This window comes from Ferrigenium straubiae (assembly GCF_051257895.1).
Taxonomy (GTDB): Bacteria; Pseudomonadota; Gammaproteobacteria; order Burkholderiales; family Gallionellaceae; genus Gallionella; species Gallionella straubiae.
Genome location: NZ_CP194331.1, coordinates 256,707 through 277,813 on the forward strand (window position 1 = coordinate 256,707; position 21,107 = coordinate 277,813).

The following is a 21,107-nucleotide window of genomic DNA, read 5'->3' on the forward strand; positions in this document are numbered from 1 at the left end:
TCGGCAAGGGAATGGCCACAAAAAAACGGCAGCGCGGCTTGAGGTGTTACGGATTCTTCCTAAGCGATGCGATCCAGCGCCTCGTCGGACAGGGACGTGGGGTCTTCCAGCGGTTCGAGATGGGTGGTCACATGGGCGCGGGGCACGGCATGCATGATGTCGGTTTCGATTTTTTCCAGCCAGTCGTGGCCTTGCTGCACCGTCCACGCGCCGGGCACCAGCACATGCAGCGTGACGAAGGCGCGCATGCCGGCCTGCCGGGTGCGTAGGGCGTGGAAATCCAGCCCCTGCCGGCGGTAGTCTTCGAGCACGGCCTCGATGGCCTTGCGCCGTTCCTCCGGAATCGACTCGTCCATCAGGCCGGAGGCGGAGCGGTGCAGCAGTTGCCAGCCGGTCCACACGATGTTCGCGGCGACCAGTAGCGCGATCACCGGGTCGAGCCACAGCCAACCGGTCAGCCACACCAGCCCGACGCCGGTGATCACGCCCACGGAAGTCCACACGTCGGTGAGCAGGTGGTGGGCGTCCGCCTCCAGGGTGATGGAATTGTGCTGGCGCCCAACCGTCATCAGGATGCGCGCGGTGGCGAGGTTGATGAGCGAGGCGACCACCGATACGGCCAGGCCGATGCCGACGGATTCCAGCGCCTGCGGATGGAGCAGGCGGTTCACCGCCGCGTAGCCGATGCTGGCCGCGGCGACGAGGATGAGGAAGCCTTCGAAGGCGCTGGAGAAATATTCAGCCTTGCCGTGCCCGTGCGCGTGCTCTTCGTCCGCGGGCGCTTCCGCGAGCGACAGCATGGCCAGCGCCATCAGCGCTCCGGCGAGGTTGACGAAGGACTCGAGTGCGTCGGACAGCAGGCCGACCGAGCCGGTCAACCACCAGGCCACGCCCTTGAGCAGGATGGTGGCGAGCGCGGCGGCAATGGAAAGGTAGGCGTAGCGTTTCAGTGAGGTAGGTGGCATGTCCGGTCGTCGAGAATGCGAATGAGGTGCGCATTATTTCATATTTGATGAAACGGGGCTTTTATCCAGAACCCTTCACCACGAAGGACACGGAGATCATGCAGCACGAATTAAGTAGCACTGCCATACCGCCCCGGCCTGCGCCGGGGTGACGGCCAGACCGGCATCCGGTGGCGCGCAGAGTACGCCGATATTGGTTTTAGCTGGATTCATGGTCAAGTCAGGAATGACGGGATTCACAGTGTTTGCGTTCTTCGTAGCCTTCGTGGTTTGGCCGCCGTTTTCGGGTTTCCGGGATTATGCGGGCAGGACGGCTGGTAGAATGAAGCCATGCGCAAATTTTTCCGCAGATTCGTGCCGCACCACGAGATGGTGAAAAGCCATCCCTGGATCAAGCCGTTCGGCAGCTGGCTGCACCATCCCAACCTGTGGCATCTGCATCGCCGTTCGGTGGCGGGCGGGGTGGCGATCGGCCTGTTCTGCGGGCTGATCCCCGGGCCGCTGCAGATGATTTCCGCAGTGCTGCTGGCGGTGCTGCTGCGCGTCAATCTGCCGGTGGCGGCATTCACCACGCTGTACACCAACCCCTTCACCATCGTGCCGCTATATTTGCTGGCATACGAACTCGGTGCGTGGGTGAGCGGCGTGCGCAGCGGTGCGGCAGTGGTGCAACCGTCGTTTCCGGAATTGCATTGGAACAACTGGGCGACCGGCCTGTGGGACTGGCTGGCGATGCTCGGCAAGCCCTTCCTGATCGGCTTGCCGCTGCTTGCCCTGGGGCTGTCTGTCGCCGGATACTTCGCGGTGCGCTTGGCGTGGCGCGCGGCGGTGATCTTGAAGTGGCGCGCCAGGAAGCGGCGGCGGATGGCTGAGGGGTAGTAAGACCTGCACCACGAAGAGCACGAAGGGTTCAGTGTATTGCGGCACGGCGACTTCCCCGCAAGAATGGATCGGCGCTTTGAAAAGTCATCCGGCTCTCTTCGTGTTCTTCGTGCCCTTCGTGGTAAACAGTTTTTTTCTGTAGTTTGTGTCGGATCAATAAGCGGGGCAGACATGGCTTACACGAGAGCGACATTCGATTTGCGCGAACTGCTGGAGGCGGTGCAGACCCTGCGCGCCGATGTGGAAGAAACCCAGCAGGACTTGCTGCGCAAGTGGCGTCCGCACCTGAAAAACCGCACCTTCATTCCCAGCGCAGCCAATCTCGCCGCCTATGTCGGCCTGCGCCGCCATGACCTGCGCGCCCTGCAGCAGCAGCTCGCCATGCTCGGCCTGTCGTCGCTGGGGCGCTGCGAGGCGCATGTGCTGCCGACGCTGGACTCGGTGATCCAGGTGCTGCGGCATATGGTCGGCGAGGCGCGGCCGGTGCGCTATGTCCCGGATTCGGCGCGTGCCATCGGGCGCGAACAGGCCCTGCTGAAACGGCATACCGCCCTGCTGCTCGGAGAGCCGCCGCAGAAACGCTGGACGCGCTTCATGGTGACGCTGCCGAGCGAGGCGGCCGAGGAATACCTGTACGTGCGTGACCTGGTGGTGCGCGGCATGGATTGCGCGCGCATCAACTGCGCGCACGACAACGATGCGGCATGGCGCAACATGGCCGCGCATGTGCGCCGCGCGGAAAAGGAAACCGGGCGGCCGTGCAGGGTTTTGATGGATCTGGCCGGGCCCAAATTGCGCACTTCATTCGTGACTGCCGGCCCGACGGTGCTGCACCTCGGGATCAAGCGCGACGAGCGCGGCCGGGTGGTGCAGCCGGCCCGTGTGATCCTTGATGCATCCGGCGCGCCCGGCTGCGGCGCAGCGGTCAATAAGATCGGCCAGCGCGTCCCGGCGCGCCTCAGCGTTCCCGCCGCGTGGCTGGAAAAAATAAAGCCTGGGGACAGCATCCTGTTTGAGGATTTGCGCAAGCGCGAGCGCCGCCTGCTGGTTGCGGAACGGCTGTCGCCCATCGAGGTGCTGGCCACCTGCGAAGCGGGCGCGTATATCGGCATCGGCACATCCCTGCGGCATGAAGCCAAGCGCAACAAGGGCGCCGCCGCCACGGCGCCGAGCGGCGAGTTCGTCCCGCCGCCGGCGAAGATACGCGTGTTTCAGGATGACCTGCTGCTGCTCACGCGCGAGGATGTTGCGGGCAAGCCGGAAAAACGCGATACCGACGGCAAGATCATCAAGCCGGCGCATATCTCATGCAGCGAGCCCGGGGTGTTCGCCTTTCTCAAGGCCGGACACAAGGTGTGGATCGACGATGGGCGCATCGGTGCGGCCATCGAGAAAGTGGACAAGAAGGGCGCGTGCCTGCGCATCACGCGCGCGCGCCAGCAGGGAGAGGTTATCGGCGCGGAGAAAGGCCTCAATTTCCCCGACAGCAAGATCGTACTGCCGATCCTGAACGACGACGACCTGAGCGCGCTGGACTGTGCCGTGGAGATCGCCGACCTCGTCGGGCTATCCTTCGTGCAAGGCGCGGAAGATATGGACAGGCTGAGCGCCGAGCTGCGCGCGCGCGGTAAGCCGGACATGGGCATCGTCGCCAAGATCGAGACGCCAGCCGGGGTGCGCAACCTGCCGGAAATCATCGCCCACGGCGCCGGGCGGCACCCGTTCGGCGTGATGATCGCGCGCGGCGACCTGGCGGTGGAGATCGGCTACGACCGGCTCGCGGAAATCCAGGAGGAAATCCTGTGGCTGTGCGAGGCGGCGCATGTGCCGGTGATCTGGGCGACGCAGGTGCTGGAGAACATGGTCAAGCAGGACATTCCGTCGCGCGCCGAGATCACCGATGCCGCGATGGCGGAGCGCGCCGAGTGCGTGATGCTCAACAAGGGGCCGTATCTATTCCACGCGCTGGATATCCTGGACAACGTGGTGAGCCGCATGCAGCACCATCAGCTGAAAAAGACCGCGCAGTTCCGTGCGCTGCATTGGTGATATAGTTATCCTGAAAGGAGAACTGCCATGGGTTTGATTGAAAAAATACTGGGTCCGAAATCAAAGTACGACAAGAGCCTGCCCTATACCTACGAGGCGAGGGTGCGTCTGTTCGAGGGGAGCGAGGAGTACAACTCCTATCAGGCGGACACGATCTGCGGCCTGGTGGAATACCTGCACAAGAAAGGCATCAAGCCCGGCGAGGTGCAGATCGTCGAGGTCTACCAGGAGCAGGAGTTTCCGGTTGACGTGACGCGTTATGCCTCGTCCGAACTGGAGTGGCTATTCAAGCCGGACATCTGCCATGCGTTCGAGGATCATTACAAGGGGCATATCCAAGAAGGCACTTGCTCGTTCAAGGATCGGGATAGCGGGGGCAGCGGCCCTAACGGACTTTAAAGGCCATACGGAAAGTCTGCGAATCTGTTATGACTGATCCGGATCGGCGAGCTTTTTTACGGACGGGTGTTTGCAATAGCGCGTATCGCCGAAGGACAGCGCCCATGGGCACCCGATGGTTTTCATCAGGCATTCCACCAGACCGGTGCCGCCGGCTCTGCGCGTCTGACAGTTGAAGATCTCGCTACCGAGGGGGTGAGACGGGGTATTTTGGTAAGCCAAGTTGCCATCCAGCATTATGCAGATGAATGGCACGATACCGGTAGCATTCCGAAATTGATATGGGTGTATGAGGAAGATCAGCTGTCGGCGTCTGTCTTACGGAGCGCACAGCATAGCGGATAATTCTCACTCGCCGTGGAGGTGATACATGCGCGTCGCGATCATCGGTTCCGGGCCTGCCGGCTTCTATGCCGCAGAGGCGCTGCTCAGGCGCACTGATACAGTCGTCCATGTCGACATGTTCGATCGCCTCCCCACCCCGTACGGGCTGGTGCGGGGTGGCGTTGCACCCGATCATCCGAGCATCAAGACTGTCTCCCGCGTTTACGACAAGACCGCCGCGCGCCCCACCTTCCGGTTTCTGGGCAATGTGTGCCTCGGGCGTGACATGACGGTGGAGGATTTGCGCCGCCACTACCACCAGATCGTCTACGCGGTGGGCAGCGAGGCAGATCGCCGCCTCGGCATTCCTGGGGAAGGCATCCCGCGCTGTACCCCGGCGACAGTATTCATAGGCTGGTACAACGGGCATCCCGACTACCGCCACGCGCAGATCGATCTGTCGGTGTCGCGCGTCGCGGTGGTGGGCAACGGCAACGCCGCCATCGACGCTGCCCGGATTTTGCTGCGCACCCCTGCCGAACTGGAAAAAACCGATATCGCCGCACATGCGCTGGAGGCGCTGCGCAACAGCCGGGTGCGCGAGGTTTTCATCCTCGGGCGGCGCGGGCCGGAGCAGGCCTCGTTTACGCCGCCCGAACTCAAGGAGTTCGGCGAGATGGAAGATGTCGATCCGGTTGTCGCACCCGAAGAACTCGCGGGCTGCGCCATTCCTGATGCAGAGGCTAATTCGCAGCAGGAGAAGAACCTGAAGATCCTCCAGTCCTTCGCCGTGCGGCAGCCTGCTGCGAAAGCAAAAAAACTGCACCTGCGCTTTCGCGTCTCGCCGACCGAGGTGATCGCCGATGCCGACGGCAAGGTAGCAGGTCTGGTGCTCGAAAAGAATTGCCTCGAAACCCGGCCGGATGGGACGGTTATCGCGTGCGGCACCGGCGAGGTCGAGACCCTTGATGTCGGGATGGTGCTGCCCGCGATCGGGTTTGCCGCGAAGCGGATCGCCGGGGTCCCGCACGACGAAACGGCGCAGGTCATCGCCAACGAAGACGGGCGTGTCATCGACCCCGTCAGCCGCGCCGTGGTTGCCAACGAATACGTTGTCGGCTGGGCGCGTACCGGGTCGCATGGGCTCATCGGCTCGCACAAGGGTGCATCCGCCCATGTCGTGGAGCACATGATCGCCGACGGTGCGGGACTCGAGGCGCGGGAGCTGCCGGAGCCCGAAACGATCGATTTCCTGCTGCGTGAGCGCGGGGTGCAAATCGTCTCTTTCGATGACTGGAAAAGGCTCGATGACGTGGAGGTGGCGCGCGGGGAGCGGCGCGGCGCTCCCCGTGACAAGATCACCGACGTCGAGGCGATGCTCGCGCTGCTTGGCCGGCCCTGAGTTGCGGCAGCTGGCGGCCGCCTCATGTGCGCGGACAGAAGTTGGAATCGGATATTTCTGTTGCGCGGGGTGATTTTTGCCGCACACATGGTGTATTCTTCCCTGCTGGAAAGATTGAAATTGCAGCACGCGGTCGAAAGGAAGCGTAGTTTTTCTCCGCATTCCAATCAAACACAAGGGGTCACCCTATGATTCGCCTGTTGATTGTCGACGATCATGCCATTGTGCGCGAAGGACTGAAAAAAGTCCTCGCTTTGACCAAGGATATCGATGTGACGGCGGAGGCGGCCGATGGTGCTGAGGTCATCCAGCACCTGCGCAGTCCCGCGCATTTCGATTTGCTGATGATGGATCTGGTCATGCCTGGCGTCAGCGGCATGGACCTGATCGAACGCATCAAGGCATATCGCGCAACCTTGCCCATTCTTGTCTTCAGCATGCACAACGAGTCGCAGGTGGCCTTTCGCGCGATCAAGGCCGGGGCCGCCGGTTTCATCGTCAAGGACAGCGATCCGGAAATCCTGCTCGAAGCCATACGCAAGGTGGCTGGCGGCGGCAAATATATCGATCCTGTATTGGCCGAACAACTCGCGTTCGATGCGGTATTTCCCGAACAGCGCGCGCCTCATGCCCTGCTTTCGGACCGGGAATTTGAAGTGTTTCGCATGCTGATTGCGGGCAAGCGGGTCAACGAAATTGCCGATCAGCTTGCCATCAGCAACAAGACGGTGAGCACCCATAAGCAGCACCTGATGGAAAAGATGAAGGCCGGCAGCACGGCGGAACTGGTGCGCTATGCCGTCCAGTATGATTTATTTCAGTAATTCATCAAGTTAACTTGCTCACCGGTTAGAGAAATCCCTACCCCTATCGGCATTTATACCGATGGCAGAATCAGTAATTCCCGATGTGCCACTATTGCTCATCCGAGCATAATCAACCTCCCTCTGAAGTGATTTTTAATTGCCGCACCACCGCATGCGACGAGTGAATCCGGATATCTGCACCCGATTTTCTCACGGCGGCTACGAAAGGAGTTGGGAGTATGAACCGCAATATGACTGCAACCGAGACCAGGGATGCCGGCAAACGGTGTGGCGGGAGCATTTGCTGGTCCAGCGAATGGTCGTTTGTCGAGGATACGGATGCCACTTCGCAAAAAGTGGTGCGCCCCCTGATCAACAAACAGCTACCGGCGGAAAAACACTCCAACGCAAACACGGGTAGCCAGGCTTTTTTTGCGAGCTGCCTCGACGGCAGTACCGTGCAAAATCGCAGGAATGTTCCTGTTTTATCAGCAAGGAGATAGTCACATGGCAACCGGTACAGTTAAATGGTTTAACGATGCAAAGGGATTTGGTTTCATCACCCCCGATGATGGCGGCGAAGATTTGTTCGCGCACTTTTCCGCGATCAGCATGAATGGTTTCAAGTCCATCAAGGAAGGCCAGAAGGTCAGCTTTGACGTAGTGCAGGGTCCCAAGGGCAAGCAGGCTTCCAACATTCAAATGGCTCAATGATTGTTTTATCGACATCGACAAGGAGAAACAGCATGAACGGCATCACACGCCATGATCCATTCAACGATTTCCCGCGTTCCTCGCTACTCAAGCGTTTCGACCCATTCGGTGGTATGGACGATATCTTTAACAGGTTCATGATGCGCCCGTTATTTCGCGAAGGGGTGGATTTCGAGCCGCAGATCAGGATGGATGTGAAAGAGGCGGATGGAAAATACCTGGTCAAGGCGGAAATTCCCGGCGTGAACAAGGATGACATCCACGTGACCATAGATGGCAACCAGGTTTCCATCAGCGCCGAGATCAAGCAGGAAAAGGAGGCAAAGGAAAGCGAACGGACGATCTGCTGCGAGCGCAGTTACGGCATGGCCTCGCGCAGTTTCAGTCTGGCTGACGAGATTGACCAGAGCAAGGTTGAGGCCAAATACAGCAACGGCGTGCTCGAGCTTACCTTGCCCAGGAAATCCGGGTCTGCACGCAAGGAAATCCACATTTCGTGAAATGCGGCGCCGCCGGAAGACACTCACGGAATTGCACGCAGCCAATATGGCGGCTGAACAAGATATGCAAGGCACAATTTACTGGAGGAAATCATGTTGAAGCGAATATTGGCGATAACTGCAATAAGCGGCGCTTTGGCGTTTACGGGCGGTTCTGCTTTGGCAGACGACAAGGAAGGCACACAACGGCAATCCAAGGCGCAAAAACAGGAGCAGGTATACGGCAGCCAGTTGATGATGCGGAAGGAGCGTTCCGAGCATCGCGCCAAAATGCGTGCCGCAAAAACTGCCGAAGAACGCGAGCAAATCCGCAAGGAGCATCACGAGCGCATGAAGGAACGAGCCAGTAAACGCGGAGTGACTCTCCCTGACGACCCTCCGGCCAGGAGCGGGGGCATGGGTGGGGGTTCTCCCGGCGGTTACTGATCAGCCAGGCGAGTGCACCATGAAGTGTGGGTAAGAGGCATGGGCGACCATGCGATCAACTATCAGGGAAAATTTATTATGAGACACCCAGCCACTTACGACGGTTTCCGTCAAATCCAGCGGCACGATGGCATTTTCCAGGAGCGCGTGCATGATGCCTACAAGGCCAAGGGCAAGCTGCAGGAGCCTACCGTTTGCTCTCTATGCGGTGCGGTTTTTCATGAAGGGCGTTGGCAGTGGCTCGCAGCTCCGGCAGACGCGCATCGGGAAATCTGTCCTGCCTGCCATCGTATCCACGACCATTATCCCGCCGGATACCTCACCCTGAAAGGTGAGTTCTTCCAGTCCCACCGCGATGAAATCATGCATCTCGTGCGCAACCATGAAAAACACGAACGGGCGGAGCATCCGCTCAAACGCATCATGGCGGTTGAGGAGGAGAAAGGCGGTGCGACGCTCGTGACCACCACCGATATCCATCTCGCTCGTGGCATGGGCGAGGCATTGCATCATGCCTATCAGGGCGAACTGGAATTCCACTACAACCCGGAACAGAACTTGTTGCGCGTAAGCTGGACGCACTAGGTGAACTGGCTTGCAAAGCCTGTATTCACCTCTGTCGAAACAGCCCGGGTTTTATCCCGATTTTCCGCCTGACTGTTTTCTGGAAGCAACCGGACTGCAGGCAACGGATATTCACCCGGTGAACATCCTTCGTTTTCGCCCGATGGCGAAAGCCGGAAACAGCAAGCTATTTCTCTTCGGGAGCATGGTGGCCGGTCTGCGCGGCACCATGGCGAGACAGGCCTGACGGTGGCGGCGCGACATGATTGCGAGGAGCAAAGCATGGGACAAGAGCAAGCCGGCCTGGCAGACAAACCGATAGACGGTATCAATTATCTGGCACCGGCAGGGGAGCGGTACCGGGCACGCGGCAATATGGTCTTTGCCATGGAAAAACAGTTGTTGTCGAGAATGATGCGCGCCATCGGCAATCCTCCGGTTCAGGTCGTGCTATGGAATGGCCAGGGAATTCCAGAGCATGGGGAAAATGCGATAGCGCGAGTCCTCGTTTGCGACCGCGGCGCACTGTTGAAACTGGTTGCCGATCCTGAGCTTTACTTCGGCGAGCTGTACTCGGCGCAGCGCGTGGAGGTGCAGGGAAATCTGCTGGATTTCCTCGAGGCGGTCTATCGGGCCTGGCCCCTGCACACCCAGGAGAAGATCGGGAAAAAACTGCTGGCCCCGTTCTACGATGCGCGGCGCAACACCATCCCCGGTGCACGCCGCAATATCTGCCACCACTACGATATCGGCAACGATTTCTACCGGCTCTGGCTCGACGAGAGAATGGTGTACACCTGCGCATATTTCCCCAGCCAGGAAACCCCCCTCGAAGAGGCACAGCTCGCCAAGATGGATCACGTCTGCCGCAAACTGCGCCTGCAACCGGGCGAAAAAGTGGTGGAGGCGGGCTGTGGCTGGGGGGCGTTGGCCTTGCATATGGCCGGGCACTATGGCGTATCTGTGAAAGCCTACAACATATCCAAAGAGCAGATTGCCTTCGCACGGCAGCGCGCCCGCGACGAAGGGCTGGATGGGCAGGTCGAGTTCATCGAGGACGACTACCGCAACGTGCGCGGCGAATTCGATGCCTTTGTTTCCGTCGGCATGCTGGAGCATGTGGGGGCGGGTCATTACCGGGAATTGGGAGCGGTCATTGACCGCAGCCTCAAGGATGACGGGCGTGGCTTGATCCACAGCATAGGCCTGAATTACCCCCGCCCCATGGACGCATGGACCGAGCGCCATATTTTCCCCGGTGCCAATCCGCCGAGTCTGGCGCAGATGATGCAGATCTTCGAACCCTACGATTTCTCGATCCTGGATGTGGAAAATTTGCGGCTGCACTATGCCATGACCCTGGAGCACTGGCTGCAGCGTTATGAGGACAATGCCGGGCGTGTGGCGGAAATGTTCGACCCGGCATTTGCGCGGGCGTGGCGCCTGTATCTCGCCGGATCGCTCACCGCCTTCAAGGCTGGCGGTATGCAGCTGTTCCAGGTGGCTTTCGCCCGCGCGTACAACAACCGGATTCCATGGACGCGGCGACACCTGTACGAACCGCAGCATGCCTCCGGAGGAGAGCCGCATGGAAAGCTGTGACGCGCTCGTCGTCGGAGGTGGCCCCGCAGGCTCAAGCTGCGCCTGGCAGCTGCGCCGCCATGGCATCGACGTGATGGTGATGGACAAGGCGCTGTTCCCGCGCGACAAGGTCTGCGCCGGATGGATTACTCCGGCGGTGGTGGAGGCGCTGCAGCTGGATGCCGGGGATTATGGCCGCCGGCACGTGCTGCAGCCGATCACGGCTTTCCGCACCGGGCTGATCGATGGCGCGGACATCGAGACCCGCTACCCGGCCACGGTCAGCTACGGCATACGCCGCTACGAACTGGATGACTATCTGCTGCAGCGTTCGGGAGCGCGCCTGCAACTCGGGCAGGCGCTGCAATCCCTGCACCGCGACCGCAAGCAATGGGTCGTCAACGATGCCATTACGACTCCCGTGATCATCGGCGCGGGCGGACACTTCTGCCCGGTGGCGCGCCTACTGGGAGCGAATCCGGGAGCAGGCGAACCGATCATCGCGGCAAAGGAAATCGAGTTCGAGATGAGCCGCCTGCAACGTTATGACTGCCAGGTGCAGCCGGACACCCCGGAGCTCTATTTCTGCCGCGATCTCAAGGGGTACGGATGGTGTTTCCGCAAAGGCAATCACCTGAACATCGGGTTGGGCCGGGAAGACAGCAATCACCTTCCGGAGCAACTCAAGCAATTCTGCGAATTCCTCAAGCGGCGCGGCAGAATTCCGCAGGACATCCCGGACAGTTTTCACGGTCATGCCTACCAGCTCTACGGGCGCACGGCGCGCAAACGGGTCGACGACGGCATGCTGCTCGTCGGCGATGCGGCCGGGCTGGCCTATCCGCAAAGCGGCGAGGGAATACGGCCGGCGGTGGAGTCCGGCCTCATGGCTGCTGCTGCCATCCTGGCAGCCAGGGAGGACTACAGCCGCGATCAACTGCTGCCTTACGCCAACCGGCTGGATGAGTACTTTGGCCCCGCGGCGGCGCCCAACGGCGCCATGCCTGAATTCCTGCGCAATTTTCTTGCCGAGGCATTGCTGGGCAACAAATGGTTTACCCGTCATGTGGTGCTGGATCGCTGGTTTCTGCATGCCCGCCAGCCTGCCATGCAGGCCGATTAAGGTGCGGTATTTTCCGGCCGGATCGGGATTTTTGTCCGTGATGCCGGCCGATAAACGAGAGGGAGGTCATCATGCCTGTTGGTGAAATTTGCAACCGCGAAGTCGTCATCGTGCAGGCCGGCCAATCCGCCTTGGAAGCAGCCCAGCTCATGCGCCAGCACCACGTTGGCGATCTGGTGGTGGTCGAGGAACGCGGCGGCTTCCGGGTTCCGGTCGGCATCGTTACCGACCGCGACCTGGTGGTGGAAATCGTGGCTCCGGGGCTCGATCCGTCGGCCATTACAGTCGGGGACATTATGGTGTCCGACCTCGCCACGGTGACGGAAAACATCGGCGTGTTCGAGGCAATCCAGTACATGCGCACCAGGGGCGTGCGGCGCCTGCCGGTGGTGGATGGCAACGGCGGGTTGGTCGGCATTCTTGCCGTGGACGACTTGCTGGAGCTTCTGGCTGATGAATTACTCCTGCTTGCCAAGCTGGTGAAGCGCGAACAGAAAAAGGAAATGGCGAATCGTCGTTAACCCGCATCGAATCTGAAGGAGGCACCCATGCAGACCCCATTGCAGCTCACTCTCCGCGATGTCGAGCACTCGGAGGCGCTGGAAACGCATATCCGCGACAAGGTGGCCAAGCTCGAAGAATTCTTCAAACATATCACCTCCTGCCGCGTGGTGGTCGAGGTGCCGCACAAGCATCATCAGCAGGGCAAGCAGTTCAACGTGCGCATCGACATCGGCGTGCCGGGCAGCGAGATCGTGGTGAATCGCGACCATGCCGAAGACGTTTACGTGGCCCTGCGCGATGCCTTCGACGCGGCAAAACGCAGGCTTGAGGATTATGCGCGCAAGATTCGCGGCGACATCAAGGCGCACGAGCCGAGGCGCAGGGGCGAAGGCGGCGAGGCGGAGGCTGAAGCCGAAGAATAGGCGTCGGGCTATACCGCTGCATATCCATTTCAACCTTGAAACAAGGAGCGCGATCATGCTGGATACACTGAAAGAGGCGGGAAAAAACATCGGGCGCGAGCTCGGCCGCACTTGGGAGAACCTGTCGGAAGGCTGGCGCGAACTATTGAGCCGCAGCAGCGACGCTCTGACGCATTTCTCCCGCAGCAACAGGAGCGAAGCTCCCCAGGAGAGCGGTGCGCTCGCTGCCTTTCCGCGCTGGAGCCTGCTGGCGGGAGAAGTGGAGGAGACGGATAAGGAAATCGTGGTGCGGGTGGAGGCGCCGGGAGTGGAGAAGGAGGATTGCCGCATCATGATCGAGGGCAACATGCTCCATCTGAGCGGGGAAAAGCGCTTTGCGCGCGAAACCTGCGGTAGTACCTACCATGTCATGGAGCGTGCCTACGGCACATTCCAGCGCACCATCCCTTTGCCTCGCAATGTGGATGCGGACAGGGCGGAAGCGAGTTACCGGAACGGAGTGTTGAGCGTGCGCCTGCCGAAGGTGGCAAGCGAAAAAGGCAGAGCTATCCCGGTGTCCTGAGGCATGAAGGCCGGATTCCGGCACGCCCCCTGGATATGGGCGGTCATTCCGGGAATCGTGCTCTGCATCTCCGCCGCGGCAGCCAGCCTGCCGGCGGGCGGAAAGGAGAAGACTGCCATGCCCATGACCCTCAATTCGCCGTCGCTCGTGCATGGCCGCGCGATTCCTGCGCGCCATACCTGCGATGGCATGAACGTTTCCCCGCCGCTCGTCTGGAGCGGCGTGCCGGCCGAGGCAAAGAGCCTGGCGCTGGTCGTCGATGACCCGGATGCGCCCGATCCGGCTTTCCCGAAAATGACCTGGGTTCACTGGGTGCTGTACAACATCCCCACCAGTGCGGTCGGCCTGGCGGAGGGGATCGCGGTAGAGGGCAGTCAAAGCGGAATCCTGCAGGGACTCAACGACTGGCGGAGCACCGGCTACGGCGGGCCATGCCCGCCCATCGGCGAGCATCGCTATTTTTTCAAGCTGTATGCGCTGGATGTCTTGCTGCCGGATTTGAAACATCCCACCAAGGCGGCTCTGGAAAAGGCCATGCAGGGCCATGTGCTCGACCGGTCCGAACTGGTCGGGTTGTTCCGGCGGAAATGATCCCGTACCCGGCTTGATGAACCCGGAAAACCAGTTGTCCGCAGATTACGCGAGATTAAACGCGACGGTTTTGAGGGCGACATGAAACCCCATCTTGCCTCCGGCTTCTTCATTTTTTTCTGTTGGGCTGTTCCCTCGCAGGCAGGATCGTTCGATGCCGCACGCGGCAAAATGGTGGAGGAGGTAGTAGCCGATGCCGCCGCCACAGCCCCATACAGCGGCAGTCCCTCGCTCAGTCCAGCCGTCGTTGCGGCGATGGAAAAAGTGGAGCGCCACCGCTTCGTGCCTGGCGCGCTTGCCACCCTAGCCTACCTCAACCGTCCCCTGCCGATCGGCCACGGGCAGACGATTTCGCAGCCCTTCATCGTGGCGCTGATGACCGACCTGATGAAGGTCAAGGCGGGCGACAAGGTGCTCGAGATCGGCACCGGCTCGGGATACCAGGCGGCGGTTCTCGCGGAACTGGCCAAGTCGGTTTACAGCATCGAAATCATCGAGCCGCTCGGAATGGAGGCGGGCGAGCGGCTGATGGCGCTCGGCTACCGCAACGTGCAGACCAGGGTGGGCGACGGCTACTACGGCTGGCCGGAAGCGGCGCCGTTCGACGCGATCATGGTCACGGCTGCCGCCAGTCATGTGCCGCCGCCCCTGATAAAACAGCTCAAGCCGGGCGGGCGCATGGTGATTCCGCTCGGCACCCAATTCATGACCCAGTACCTGATGCTGGTGGAGAAAAAGAAAGATGGCTCGTTGACCAACCGCCAGATTCTGCCGGTGCGTTTCGTTCCGCTGACCGGCGGGCATTAACATGAAACTCGCGCAGCGAGTCCTTGTCCCCCTCGCCCGCTTGCGGGAGAGGGCTGGGGGAGAGGGCCATGAACCGTCCGCCCTACATCGCCATCGGCCTGCTCTCCGCCTGCGTCCTCGCCTACGAGGTGTTGCTGACGCGTTTGTTCGGCATCGTGCTGTGGCACCACTTTGCCTACATGATCATCAGCGCGGCGATGCTGGGCTACGGGGCGAGCGGCAGCTTGCTGATCCTGCTCAAGGAAAAAATCGCTCCATACTTCGGCGCGGTATATGTCACGGCCGCTGTCGCATTAGCTGTGCTGATGCCCGCGGCTTTTCTGCTGGCGCAGCAGGTGCCTTTCAATCCGCTCGAGCTGCTGTGGGACAAGACCCAGCCCGCCAAGCTGCTCGCCATTTACCTGCTGATGATGCTGCCGTTCTTCTGCGGAGGGATGGGCATCGGCCTGGTCTTCTCGCGCTTCGGCAGAGAGGCACCGCGCGTTTATACCTGCGACATCCTCGGTGCGGGAGCGGGCAGCCTGGGCGTGATCGGTGCGCTGTTCCTCGTGCCGCCAGAGCGGCTGCTGACCGTTCTTGAGTCGGTGGCTTTGCTGGCCGCCGCGATCGCCACCGCCGAACTGAAGCTGCGGCCGAGATGGCTGACGGGGGTGTTCGCCGGGCTGGCCGTGCTGGCCGCCGTGGCGCTGCCCGGCATCCAACTGCAGCCCTCTCCGTACAAGGACCTGAGCCAGGCCCTGAACATTACCGGGGCGCGGGTGGTCGAGGAGCGCACGAGTCCGCTGGGGCAGGTCACGGTCGTGAAAAATACCCGCGTGCCGCTGCGCCAAGCGCCGGGGATGAGCCTCAATGCCACGATGGAGCCGCCGCCCCAGCTGGGTGTGTTCGTCGACGGCGACGGGCCGTCGGCATTGACCAGATTCGATGGCGATCTCGCGCCGCTGGCCTATCTCGGCCAGCTCACTTCGGCGCTGCCGTATCATTTGCTTGTGAAGCCGCGCGTCTTAGTGCTGGGTGCCGGTGCCGGCAGCGATGTGCTGCAGGCGCTCTACTATCGCAGCACCGTGATCGATGCGGTGGAGTTGGACCACAACGTCAGCGATCTGGTCAGCCAGCGTTTCCGCGACTTTTCCGGCAATCTTTACGGCCAGCCCGGCGTGCGTGTATACGAAGCCGAGGTGCGCGGCTTCGTTAATGCCAGCGATCAGCGCTACGACCTGATCCAGGTGGCGCTGCTCGATTCGTTCGGCACCGCCTCGGCCGGGTTGTATGGCCTGAGCGAAAACTATCTCTACACGGTCGAGGCGCTCCAGGCCTACCTGAACCGCCTCGCACCGGGAGGCATGCTCGCCGTCACCCGCTGGCTCGTGCTGCCGCCGCGTGATGCGCTGAAACTGTTCGCCACGGCGGTATCTGCTTTGGAGAAGAATGGCGTGCCCAATCCCGCCGCGCGGCTGGCGATGATCCGCGGCTGGAAGACCGTCACGCTGCTGGTGAAGAACGGTGATTTCACCGCACGCGAAATCGCAGCAATCAAAAAATTCAGCCGCGCGCGTTCCTTCGACCTGGCCTGGCATCCCGGCATGCAAGCCGGTGAGGCGAACCGCTACAACATCCTGCCGCAGCCCTATTTTTTCGAGGGCGCCGTTGCGCTGCTGAGTCCGCAGCGTCAGGATTTCATCAACCAGTACAAGTTCTTCATCAAGCCGGCGACCGACGACCGGCCGCATTTCTTCCGCTTCTTCAAATGGAAGGCCGCGGCAGAAATCTTCTCCCTGCGCGAGCGGGGCGGCATGTCGCTGTTCGACTGGAGTTATCCGCTGCTGGTTGCGACGCTGCTGCAGGCGATTGCGGCAAGCGTCCTGCTGATCCTGGTGCCGCTTGCGCTGTCGAGTTGCCGGCGCACCTTGCCCGGTGCGCCGGTGGCGCTGTATTTCCTCGCGATCGGCTTCGCTTTCATGTTCATGGAGATCGCCTTCATCCAGAAATTCGTGCTGTTCCTCGCGCACCCTCTGTACGCGGTAGCCGTGGTGCTATGCGCCTTCCTGGTGTTCGCTGCAGCGGGAAGCTGGCTTGCCGGGCGCTGGCAGACGGCGAACAAGGTCCTCATTGCGGTAGTCGCGATGGGCGTCCTGGCGCTGCTCTATCTGGCCTTCCTGCCCGGCCTGTTCCGCTCGCTGATCCATCTCTCCGACGCGGCGAAGATCATCATCTCCGTTGCGCTGATCGCGCCGCTGGCGACATGCATGGGCGTGCCGTTCCCGACCGGCATGATGCGGCTCGCGGGCACCGCCGAGAGTGCCATTCCCTGGGCGTGGGCGATCAACGGCTTCGCCTCGGTGGTGGGTGCGGTCCTCGCCACGCTGCTGGCGATACATCTGGGTTTTGCCGCGGTGATTTTGCTGGCAGTGCTGATCTACGGGGTGGCCTGCGCGGCCTTGAGGAAGTTCGCCTGAGCGGTTTGCTCAGTGTGCTCCGGGCTACCCTTCCAGCAGCACGCCGTCCAGCAGCCGCAGACGGCGCTGCATCCGCCCCGCCAGTTCGTAGTCGTGGGTGACGACGATGAAGCTGGTGTCGAATTTTTCGTTGAGCTGCTGCATCAGTTCGAACAGCGCCTGGGCGCTGTTGCGGTCGAGGTTGCCGGTGGGCTCGTCAGCCAGTACGCAGGCCGGTTCGGTGACCAGCGCGCGCGCCACGGCGACGCGCTGGCGCTCGCCGCCGGAGAGTTCGGCGGGGTGGTGGCGCAGGCGGTGCGCCAGCCCGACCTGTTCCAGCATCGCCGCGGCGCGTGGCTCGGCCTCGGGTTTCTTCATACCGCGGATCAGCAGCGGCATCGCGACGTTTTCCAGTGCGGTGAATTCCGGCAGCAGGTGGTGGAACTGGTAGACGAAGCCGAGCGCGCGGTTGCGCAACTCGCCGCGCTGAGCCTCATTCATCTGCTCCACTTCCTGGCCGAGCACCTGCACGTTGCCGCCGCTGGCCTTGTCCAGCCCGCCGAGCAGGTGCAGCAGCGTGCTCTTGCCCGAACCGGACGCGCCGACGATGGCGACGCGCTCGCCGCGCCGCACGTCGAGATCGACGCCCTTGAGCACCGGCACATCCTCCTTGCCGATGGTGAAGGTCTTGCGCAGGCCGCGGCAGGAGATCACGTTTCCTGAATCCTGCTTCTTACTCATAGCGCAATGCCTCCGCAGGTTGGGTTTTGGAAGCACGGTAGCTCGGATAGAGCGTCGCCAGCAGGCTGATCAGGAAGGACATGGAAGCGACCACCGCGACCTCGGGATAGCGCAGGTCGGACGGCAACTCGGTGATGTAATACACGTCCTTGGCGAGGAACTGCACGCCGAACAGGCGCTCGATGAACGGCACCACTACGTCGAGATTCAGTGCCAGCGCGATGCCGCTGAGGCTGCCGAGCAGCGTGCCGATCACGCCGATCACTACCCCCTGCACGATGAAGATTTTCATGATGCTGCGCGGCGACGCGCCAAGGGTACGCAGGATCGCGATGTCGGCCTGCTTGTCGGTAACCGCCATCACCAGCGTGGAGACGATGTTGAACGCTGCCACCGCGACGATCAGCGACAGGATGATGAACATCATCTTCTTTTCCATCTGCACCGCGCGGAAGTAATTGCTGTTCTGGTGCGTCCAGTCGTTGGCGTACAGGTCGGCCGGCAGCTGGCTCTGCAGCTCGCGCGCCACGCGCGGCGCGAGGTCGATGTCGTGCAGCCTGGCGCTGATGCCGGTTACCGCGTCGCCGAGCTGGAACAGTTTCTGCGCGTCATTCATGTGGATCAGCGCGAGGCTGTTGTCGTAGGGCGCCATGCCGATCTCGAAGATGCCCGCCACGCGGAACTGCTTGAGGCGCGGCATCATGCCGGCGGGCGTGATCTGCCCCTGCGGGGCGATCAGCATGATCTTGTCGTTGAGTTTCACGCCGAGTGCGCGCGCGAGGTCGGAGCCGATCACGATGGTGAATTCCCCGCCGCGCAGATTGCCCAGCGCGCCCACCTTCATCTTGTCGGAGAGCCCGGTAATGGCGGTTTCCTGCTGCGGGTCTATGCCGCGCACCATCACGCCCTGCACACTCTGGCCGAACGACAGCATGCCCTGTCCGGCGACATACGGTGCGGCGGCGGAGACCTGTGGGTACTGCGCGACCTTGTCCAGCACGGCCTGCCAGTCATGCAGCCGCCCGCCGTCCGCGACCACCTCCACATGCGGCGACACGCCCAGCATGCGCGCGCGGATTTCCTTCTGGAAGCCGTTCATCACCGACAGCACCACAATCAGCGCCATCACGCCCAGCCCCATGCCGAGCATGGAAATCAGCGAGATGAACGAGATGAAATGGTTGCGCCGCTTGGCACGGGTGTAGCGCAGGCCGATGAACAGTTCGTAGGGTTGCAAGATAGGGCTGTAATAATTGGAACGGGCGTAAGTGTGCCACAAGGCGGCGGATGCAACTAGGCCCGACCGCGCTTGCCACGCATATATGGGTGCGGTCGAATGCCTGCTCCAGGTGAGTCAGGCTCACTGGCGCGGGCAATGGCTCCAGTGCTGGAGGGCGGAAAAAATGATGGGGTCATCGGCTTCGTTTATGGGTGATATGATGCCGGCGGAAATATCTATGTTTTGGAGGATCTCATGGCACAAATCCTGGAAAAGCTGGAAGCTGAAGCCTTGCAACTCTCGCCCAAGGAACGCGGCGAACTGATCCACCGCCTTATCGTTAGCCTGGAAAGCGAGTCTGACGATACACCCGAAGCCATCGCCAAAGCATGGGATGAAGAAATCGCCCGGCGTGTGGCAGATATGGATGCAGGCAAAACGGTCTGGATACCGGCGGAAGAGGTTTTTGCTCGCCTTGAAGCCATCGTTGATAACGCACGCTGATCGTGCGCCTCTCGTTCAACTCAGAGGCGCTTGCCGAAGTAGAGGAGGCAACCCGCTGGTATCGAGATAATGGTGGCACATTGCCCAGCCGCGCGTTCATACAGGAATTGCGGCGTATCGCACAACTGGCCGCCGAACAACCCGGCATCGGCGCATCCGGCCAGCATGGAACAACCAGGCTATATTTCAAGCGTTTCCCGTATACATTAGTTTTTCGAATCCAAGGATCATTTGTAAGAGTGATCGCGGTTGCACATCAACGCCGCCGCCCTGGGTATTGGGCGGAGCGGCGCTGATTCGTTAGCTGACGAGCTTTTGCAGGCCACAACCACTGTTACGGGGTACGGTTTCTTGCCAAGCCCCGCGAAGCGGGAACGATGGCCGGATTGCCCCCTTGCGGGGTCGTCCGGCCGGCGTTGTAGCTCCCTCTCTCACCCCGGATGAGCTACCATTGTCGATGTTGACGCTGTTCTTATTGCCCAGTTGTAGCTCCCTCTCTCACCCCGGATGAGCTACCATGGGTACAAAATTGTTGCGAGCGTTAAAGCAGTTGTAGCTCCCTCTCTCACCCCGGATGAGCTACCATTCCTCAGCTCCCATGCTCTCTATTTGCGCGGTTGTAGCTCCCTCTCTCACCCCGGATGAGCTACCATATGTCGCGAGGCGGTACTTCGGCGGACTGGGTTGTAGCTCCCTCTCTCACCCCGGATGAGCTACCATCAAGACTGTATCGCTATCGAACCAGGGATTGTTGTAGCTCCCTCTCTCACCCCGGATGAGCTACCATTTTTTCAGCGCAGTATATTTACAACTACGGGTTGTAGCTCCCTCTCTCACCCCGGATGAGCTACCATGAAGAGGTGCCAGTTGAATTAGCGGGACAAGTTGTAGCTCCCTCTCTCACCCCGGATGAGCTACCATTTTGCCCAGTATGGTAATAACTGGCTTCAGGTTGTAGCTCCCTCTCTCACCCCGGATGAGCTACCATGTCAGATGCGGGATATTGCTGAACAGAACCGTTGTAGCTCCCTCTCTCACCCCGGATGAGCTACCATAGCTTGGGGATATGGTACTCAACAACAGATGTTGTAGCTCCCTCTCTCACCCCGGATGAGCTACCATCGGAACACCCTTGTTTGCGCCATTTGCGACGTTGTAGCTCCCTCTCTCACCCCGGATGAGCTACCATAGGCCTTACGCAGATGCCCGCCCAGCTTAGGCTGGGTGGGCGTTTTGCTTCCTGAAAGGGATTCAGAACAACAGCATTTGGTTGGCCTTGATGGCTTTTTCCTGAAAAAGTGGCAGGCCGACGAGCAGTTTCATGCTGGCAAATTGCTTTTCCGTCACGCTCAGGCAGCGCACCGAGCCTTCGGGCGGCAGGTTATCTACCAGTCGCTTGTAGTGTTTTTCCAGCGCATCGTTGCCGTTCAGGATGCGACCGTACACCGAGAACTGGATCATGTCGTAGCCGTCGTTGACCAAAAAGCGGCGGAATATGGTGTAGGCGCGGCGTTCCGCCTTGGTAACCACCGGGAGATCGAAGAATACGAGCAGGCGCATGAATCGTCGGGTCTCCGTACTCACGGC

The 21,107-nt window shown here is 61.0% G+C and carries 25 protein-coding genes and 1 CRISPR repeat array; of the genes, 21 read left to right on the top strand and 4 right to left on the bottom strand.

Annotated features, from left to right (window positions below):
* Nucleotides 1-59 precede the first annotated feature (59 nt).
* A complete protein-coding gene (locus ACRRNM_RS01255; protein ID WP_435626435.1) occupies nucleotides 60-965 on the bottom strand; it encodes a cation diffusion facilitator family transporter in 906 nt (301 codons plus the stop codon).
* Between the two features lie 330 nt (nucleotides 966-1,295).
* Between ACRRNM_RS01255 and ACRRNM_RS01260 the strand changes: the two genes are divergently transcribed.
* From ACRRNM_RS01260 to ACRRNM_RS01350, 19 genes are all read left to right on the top strand, one after another.
* Nucleotides 1,296-1,844: a DUF2062 domain-containing protein gene (locus ACRRNM_RS01260; protein WP_435626436.1), complete on the top strand. Its 549-nt coding sequence runs from the start codon at nucleotides 1,296-1,298 to the stop codon at nucleotides 1,842-1,844.
* 174 nt (nucleotides 1,845-2,018) lie between these two features.
* Nucleotides 2,019-3,896, top strand: a complete 1,878-nt coding sequence (locus tag ACRRNM_RS01265; RefSeq protein ID WP_435626437.1) for a pyruvate kinase — start codon at nucleotides 2,019-2,021, stop codon at nucleotides 3,894-3,896.
* Nucleotides 3,897-3,923: 27 nt separating this feature from the next.
* Nucleotides 3,924-4,295, top strand: coding sequence for a hypothetical protein (locus ACRRNM_RS01270; protein WP_435626438.1), 372 nt, complete (start codon nucleotides 3,924-3,926; stop codon nucleotides 4,293-4,295).
* A 370-nt stretch (nucleotides 4,296-4,665) separates the two neighbouring features.
* Nucleotides 4,666-6,021 carry an FAD-dependent oxidoreductase gene (locus ACRRNM_RS01275; protein WP_435626439.1) on the top strand — a complete coding sequence of 452 codons (1,356 nt, stop codon included), beginning with the start codon at nucleotides 4,666-4,668 and terminating at the stop codon, nucleotides 6,019-6,021.
* Between the two features lie 188 nt (nucleotides 6,022-6,209).
* Entirely contained in the window at nucleotides 6,210-6,845 is a 636-nt protein-coding gene (locus ACRRNM_RS01280) for a response regulator (RefSeq protein WP_435626440.1), read from the top strand.
* Between the two features lie 221 nt (nucleotides 6,846-7,066).
* A complete protein-coding gene (locus ACRRNM_RS01285; RefSeq protein WP_435626441.1) occupies nucleotides 7,067-7,330 on the top strand; it encodes a hypothetical protein in 264 nt (87 codons plus the stop codon).
* Between the two features lie 4 nt (nucleotides 7,331-7,334).
* Nucleotides 7,335-7,541 (top strand): cold-shock protein, encoded by a 207-nt coding sequence (locus tag ACRRNM_RS01290; RefSeq protein ID WP_435626442.1) that lies wholly within the window; start codon nucleotides 7,335-7,337, stop codon nucleotides 7,539-7,541.
* A gap of 32 nt (nucleotides 7,542-7,573) precedes the next feature.
* Nucleotides 7,574-8,041 (top strand): Hsp20/alpha crystallin family protein, encoded by a 468-nt coding sequence (locus ACRRNM_RS01295; RefSeq protein WP_435626443.1) that lies wholly within the window; start codon nucleotides 7,574-7,576, stop codon nucleotides 8,039-8,041.
* Nucleotides 8,042-8,134: 93 nt separating this feature from the next.
* Nucleotides 8,135-8,467 (top strand): hypothetical protein, encoded by a 333-nt coding sequence (locus ACRRNM_RS01300; RefSeq protein WP_435626444.1) that lies wholly within the window; start codon nucleotides 8,135-8,137, stop codon nucleotides 8,465-8,467.
* Between the two features lie 78 nt (nucleotides 8,468-8,545).
* Nucleotides 8,546-9,052 (top strand): BCAM0308 family protein, encoded by a 507-nt coding sequence (locus tag ACRRNM_RS01305; protein ID WP_435626445.1) that lies wholly within the window; start codon nucleotides 8,546-8,548, stop codon nucleotides 9,050-9,052.
* Between the two features lie 10 nt (nucleotides 9,053-9,062).
* Entirely contained in the window at nucleotides 9,063-9,278 is a 216-nt protein-coding gene (locus tag ACRRNM_RS01310) for a hypothetical protein (RefSeq protein ID WP_435626446.1), read from the top strand.
* Nucleotides 9,279-9,313: 35 nt separating this feature from the next.
* On the top strand, nucleotides 9,314-10,633 hold the full coding sequence (locus ACRRNM_RS01315; protein ID WP_435626447.1) for a class I SAM-dependent methyltransferase: 1,320 nt from the start codon (nucleotides 9,314-9,316) through the stop codon (nucleotides 10,631-10,633).
* A complete protein-coding gene (locus ACRRNM_RS01320; RefSeq protein ID WP_435626448.1) occupies nucleotides 10,620-11,735 on the top strand; it encodes an NAD(P)/FAD-dependent oxidoreductase in 1,116 nt (371 codons plus the stop codon). The genes ACRRNM_RS01315 and ACRRNM_RS01320 overlap by 14 nt, the downstream gene beginning before the upstream one ends.
* 71 nt (nucleotides 11,736-11,806) lie before the next feature.
* Nucleotides 11,807-12,256, top strand: coding sequence for a CBS domain-containing protein (locus ACRRNM_RS01325; RefSeq protein ID WP_435626449.1), 450 nt, complete (start codon nucleotides 11,807-11,809; stop codon nucleotides 12,254-12,256).
* 27 nt (nucleotides 12,257-12,283) lie between these two features.
* Entirely contained in the window at nucleotides 12,284-12,661 is a 378-nt protein-coding gene (gene hpf / locus ACRRNM_RS01330) for a ribosome hibernation-promoting factor, HPF/YfiA family (protein WP_435626450.1), read from the top strand.
* A 55-nt stretch (nucleotides 12,662-12,716) separates the two neighbouring features.
* Nucleotides 12,717-13,223 (top strand): Hsp20/alpha crystallin family protein, encoded by a 507-nt coding sequence (locus ACRRNM_RS01335; RefSeq protein WP_435626451.1) that lies wholly within the window; start codon nucleotides 12,717-12,719, stop codon nucleotides 13,221-13,223.
* Between the two features lie 3 nt (nucleotides 13,224-13,226).
* Nucleotides 13,227-13,814: a YbhB/YbcL family Raf kinase inhibitor-like protein gene (locus ACRRNM_RS01340; RefSeq protein WP_435626452.1), complete on the top strand. Its 588-nt coding sequence runs from the start codon at nucleotides 13,227-13,229 to the stop codon at nucleotides 13,812-13,814.
* Nucleotides 13,815-13,895: 81 nt separating this feature from the next.
* Nucleotides 13,896-14,621, top strand: coding sequence for a protein-L-isoaspartate(D-aspartate) O-methyltransferase (locus tag ACRRNM_RS01345; RefSeq protein WP_435626453.1), 726 nt, complete (start codon nucleotides 13,896-13,898; stop codon nucleotides 14,619-14,621).
* A 68-nt stretch (nucleotides 14,622-14,689) separates the two neighbouring features.
* The gene (locus ACRRNM_RS01350; RefSeq protein ID WP_435626454.1) at nucleotides 14,690-17,077 is read left to right on the top strand and encodes an SAM-dependent methyltransferase; all 2,388 of its coding nucleotides are present in this window, start codon (nucleotides 14,690-14,692) and stop codon (nucleotides 17,075-17,077) included.
* Between the two features lie 24 nt (nucleotides 17,078-17,101).
* On the opposite strand, the gene lolD is transcribed toward ACRRNM_RS01350, so the two are convergent.
* Both lolD and ACRRNM_RS01360 read right to left on the bottom strand, forming a co-directional pair.
* Nucleotides 17,102-17,797: a lipoprotein-releasing ABC transporter ATP-binding protein LolD gene (gene lolD, locus ACRRNM_RS01355; RefSeq protein WP_435626455.1), complete on the bottom strand. Its 696-nt coding sequence runs from the start codon at nucleotides 17,795-17,797 to the stop codon at nucleotides 17,102-17,104.
* A complete protein-coding gene (locus ACRRNM_RS01360) occupies nucleotides 17,790-19,034 on the bottom strand; it encodes a lipoprotein-releasing ABC transporter permease subunit (protein WP_435626456.1) in 1,245 nt (414 codons plus the stop codon). Before ACRRNM_RS01360 ends, lolD begins: the two co-directional genes overlap by 8 nt.
* A gap of 237 nt (nucleotides 19,035-19,271) precedes the next feature.
* On the opposite strand from ACRRNM_RS01360, the gene ACRRNM_RS01365 reads away from it, so the two are divergent.
* A complete protein-coding gene (locus ACRRNM_RS01365) occupies nucleotides 19,272-19,520 on the top strand; it encodes an addiction module protein (RefSeq protein ID WP_435626457.1) in 249 nt (82 codons plus the stop codon).
* 2 nt (nucleotides 19,521-19,522) lie between these two features.
* On the top strand, nucleotides 19,523-19,816 hold the full coding sequence (locus tag ACRRNM_RS01370; protein ID WP_435626458.1) for a type II toxin-antitoxin system RelE/ParE family toxin: 294 nt from the start codon (nucleotides 19,523-19,525) through the stop codon (nucleotides 19,814-19,816).
* Nucleotides 19,817-19,935: 119 nt separating this feature from the next.
* Nucleotides 19,936-20,709: a CRISPR direct-repeat array (repeat unit 37 nt; unit sequence GTTGTAGCTCCCTCTCTCACCCCGGATGAGCTACCAT).
* Nucleotides 20,710-20,771: 62 nt separating this feature from the next.
* Here ACRRNM_RS01370 and cas2 read toward each other — a convergent pair.
* A complete protein-coding gene (cas2, locus tag ACRRNM_RS01375) occupies nucleotides 20,772-21,080 on the bottom strand; it encodes a CRISPR-associated endonuclease Cas2 (RefSeq protein ID WP_435626459.1) in 309 nt (102 codons plus the stop codon).
* Between the last annotated feature and the right edge of the window lie 27 nt (nucleotides 21,081-21,107).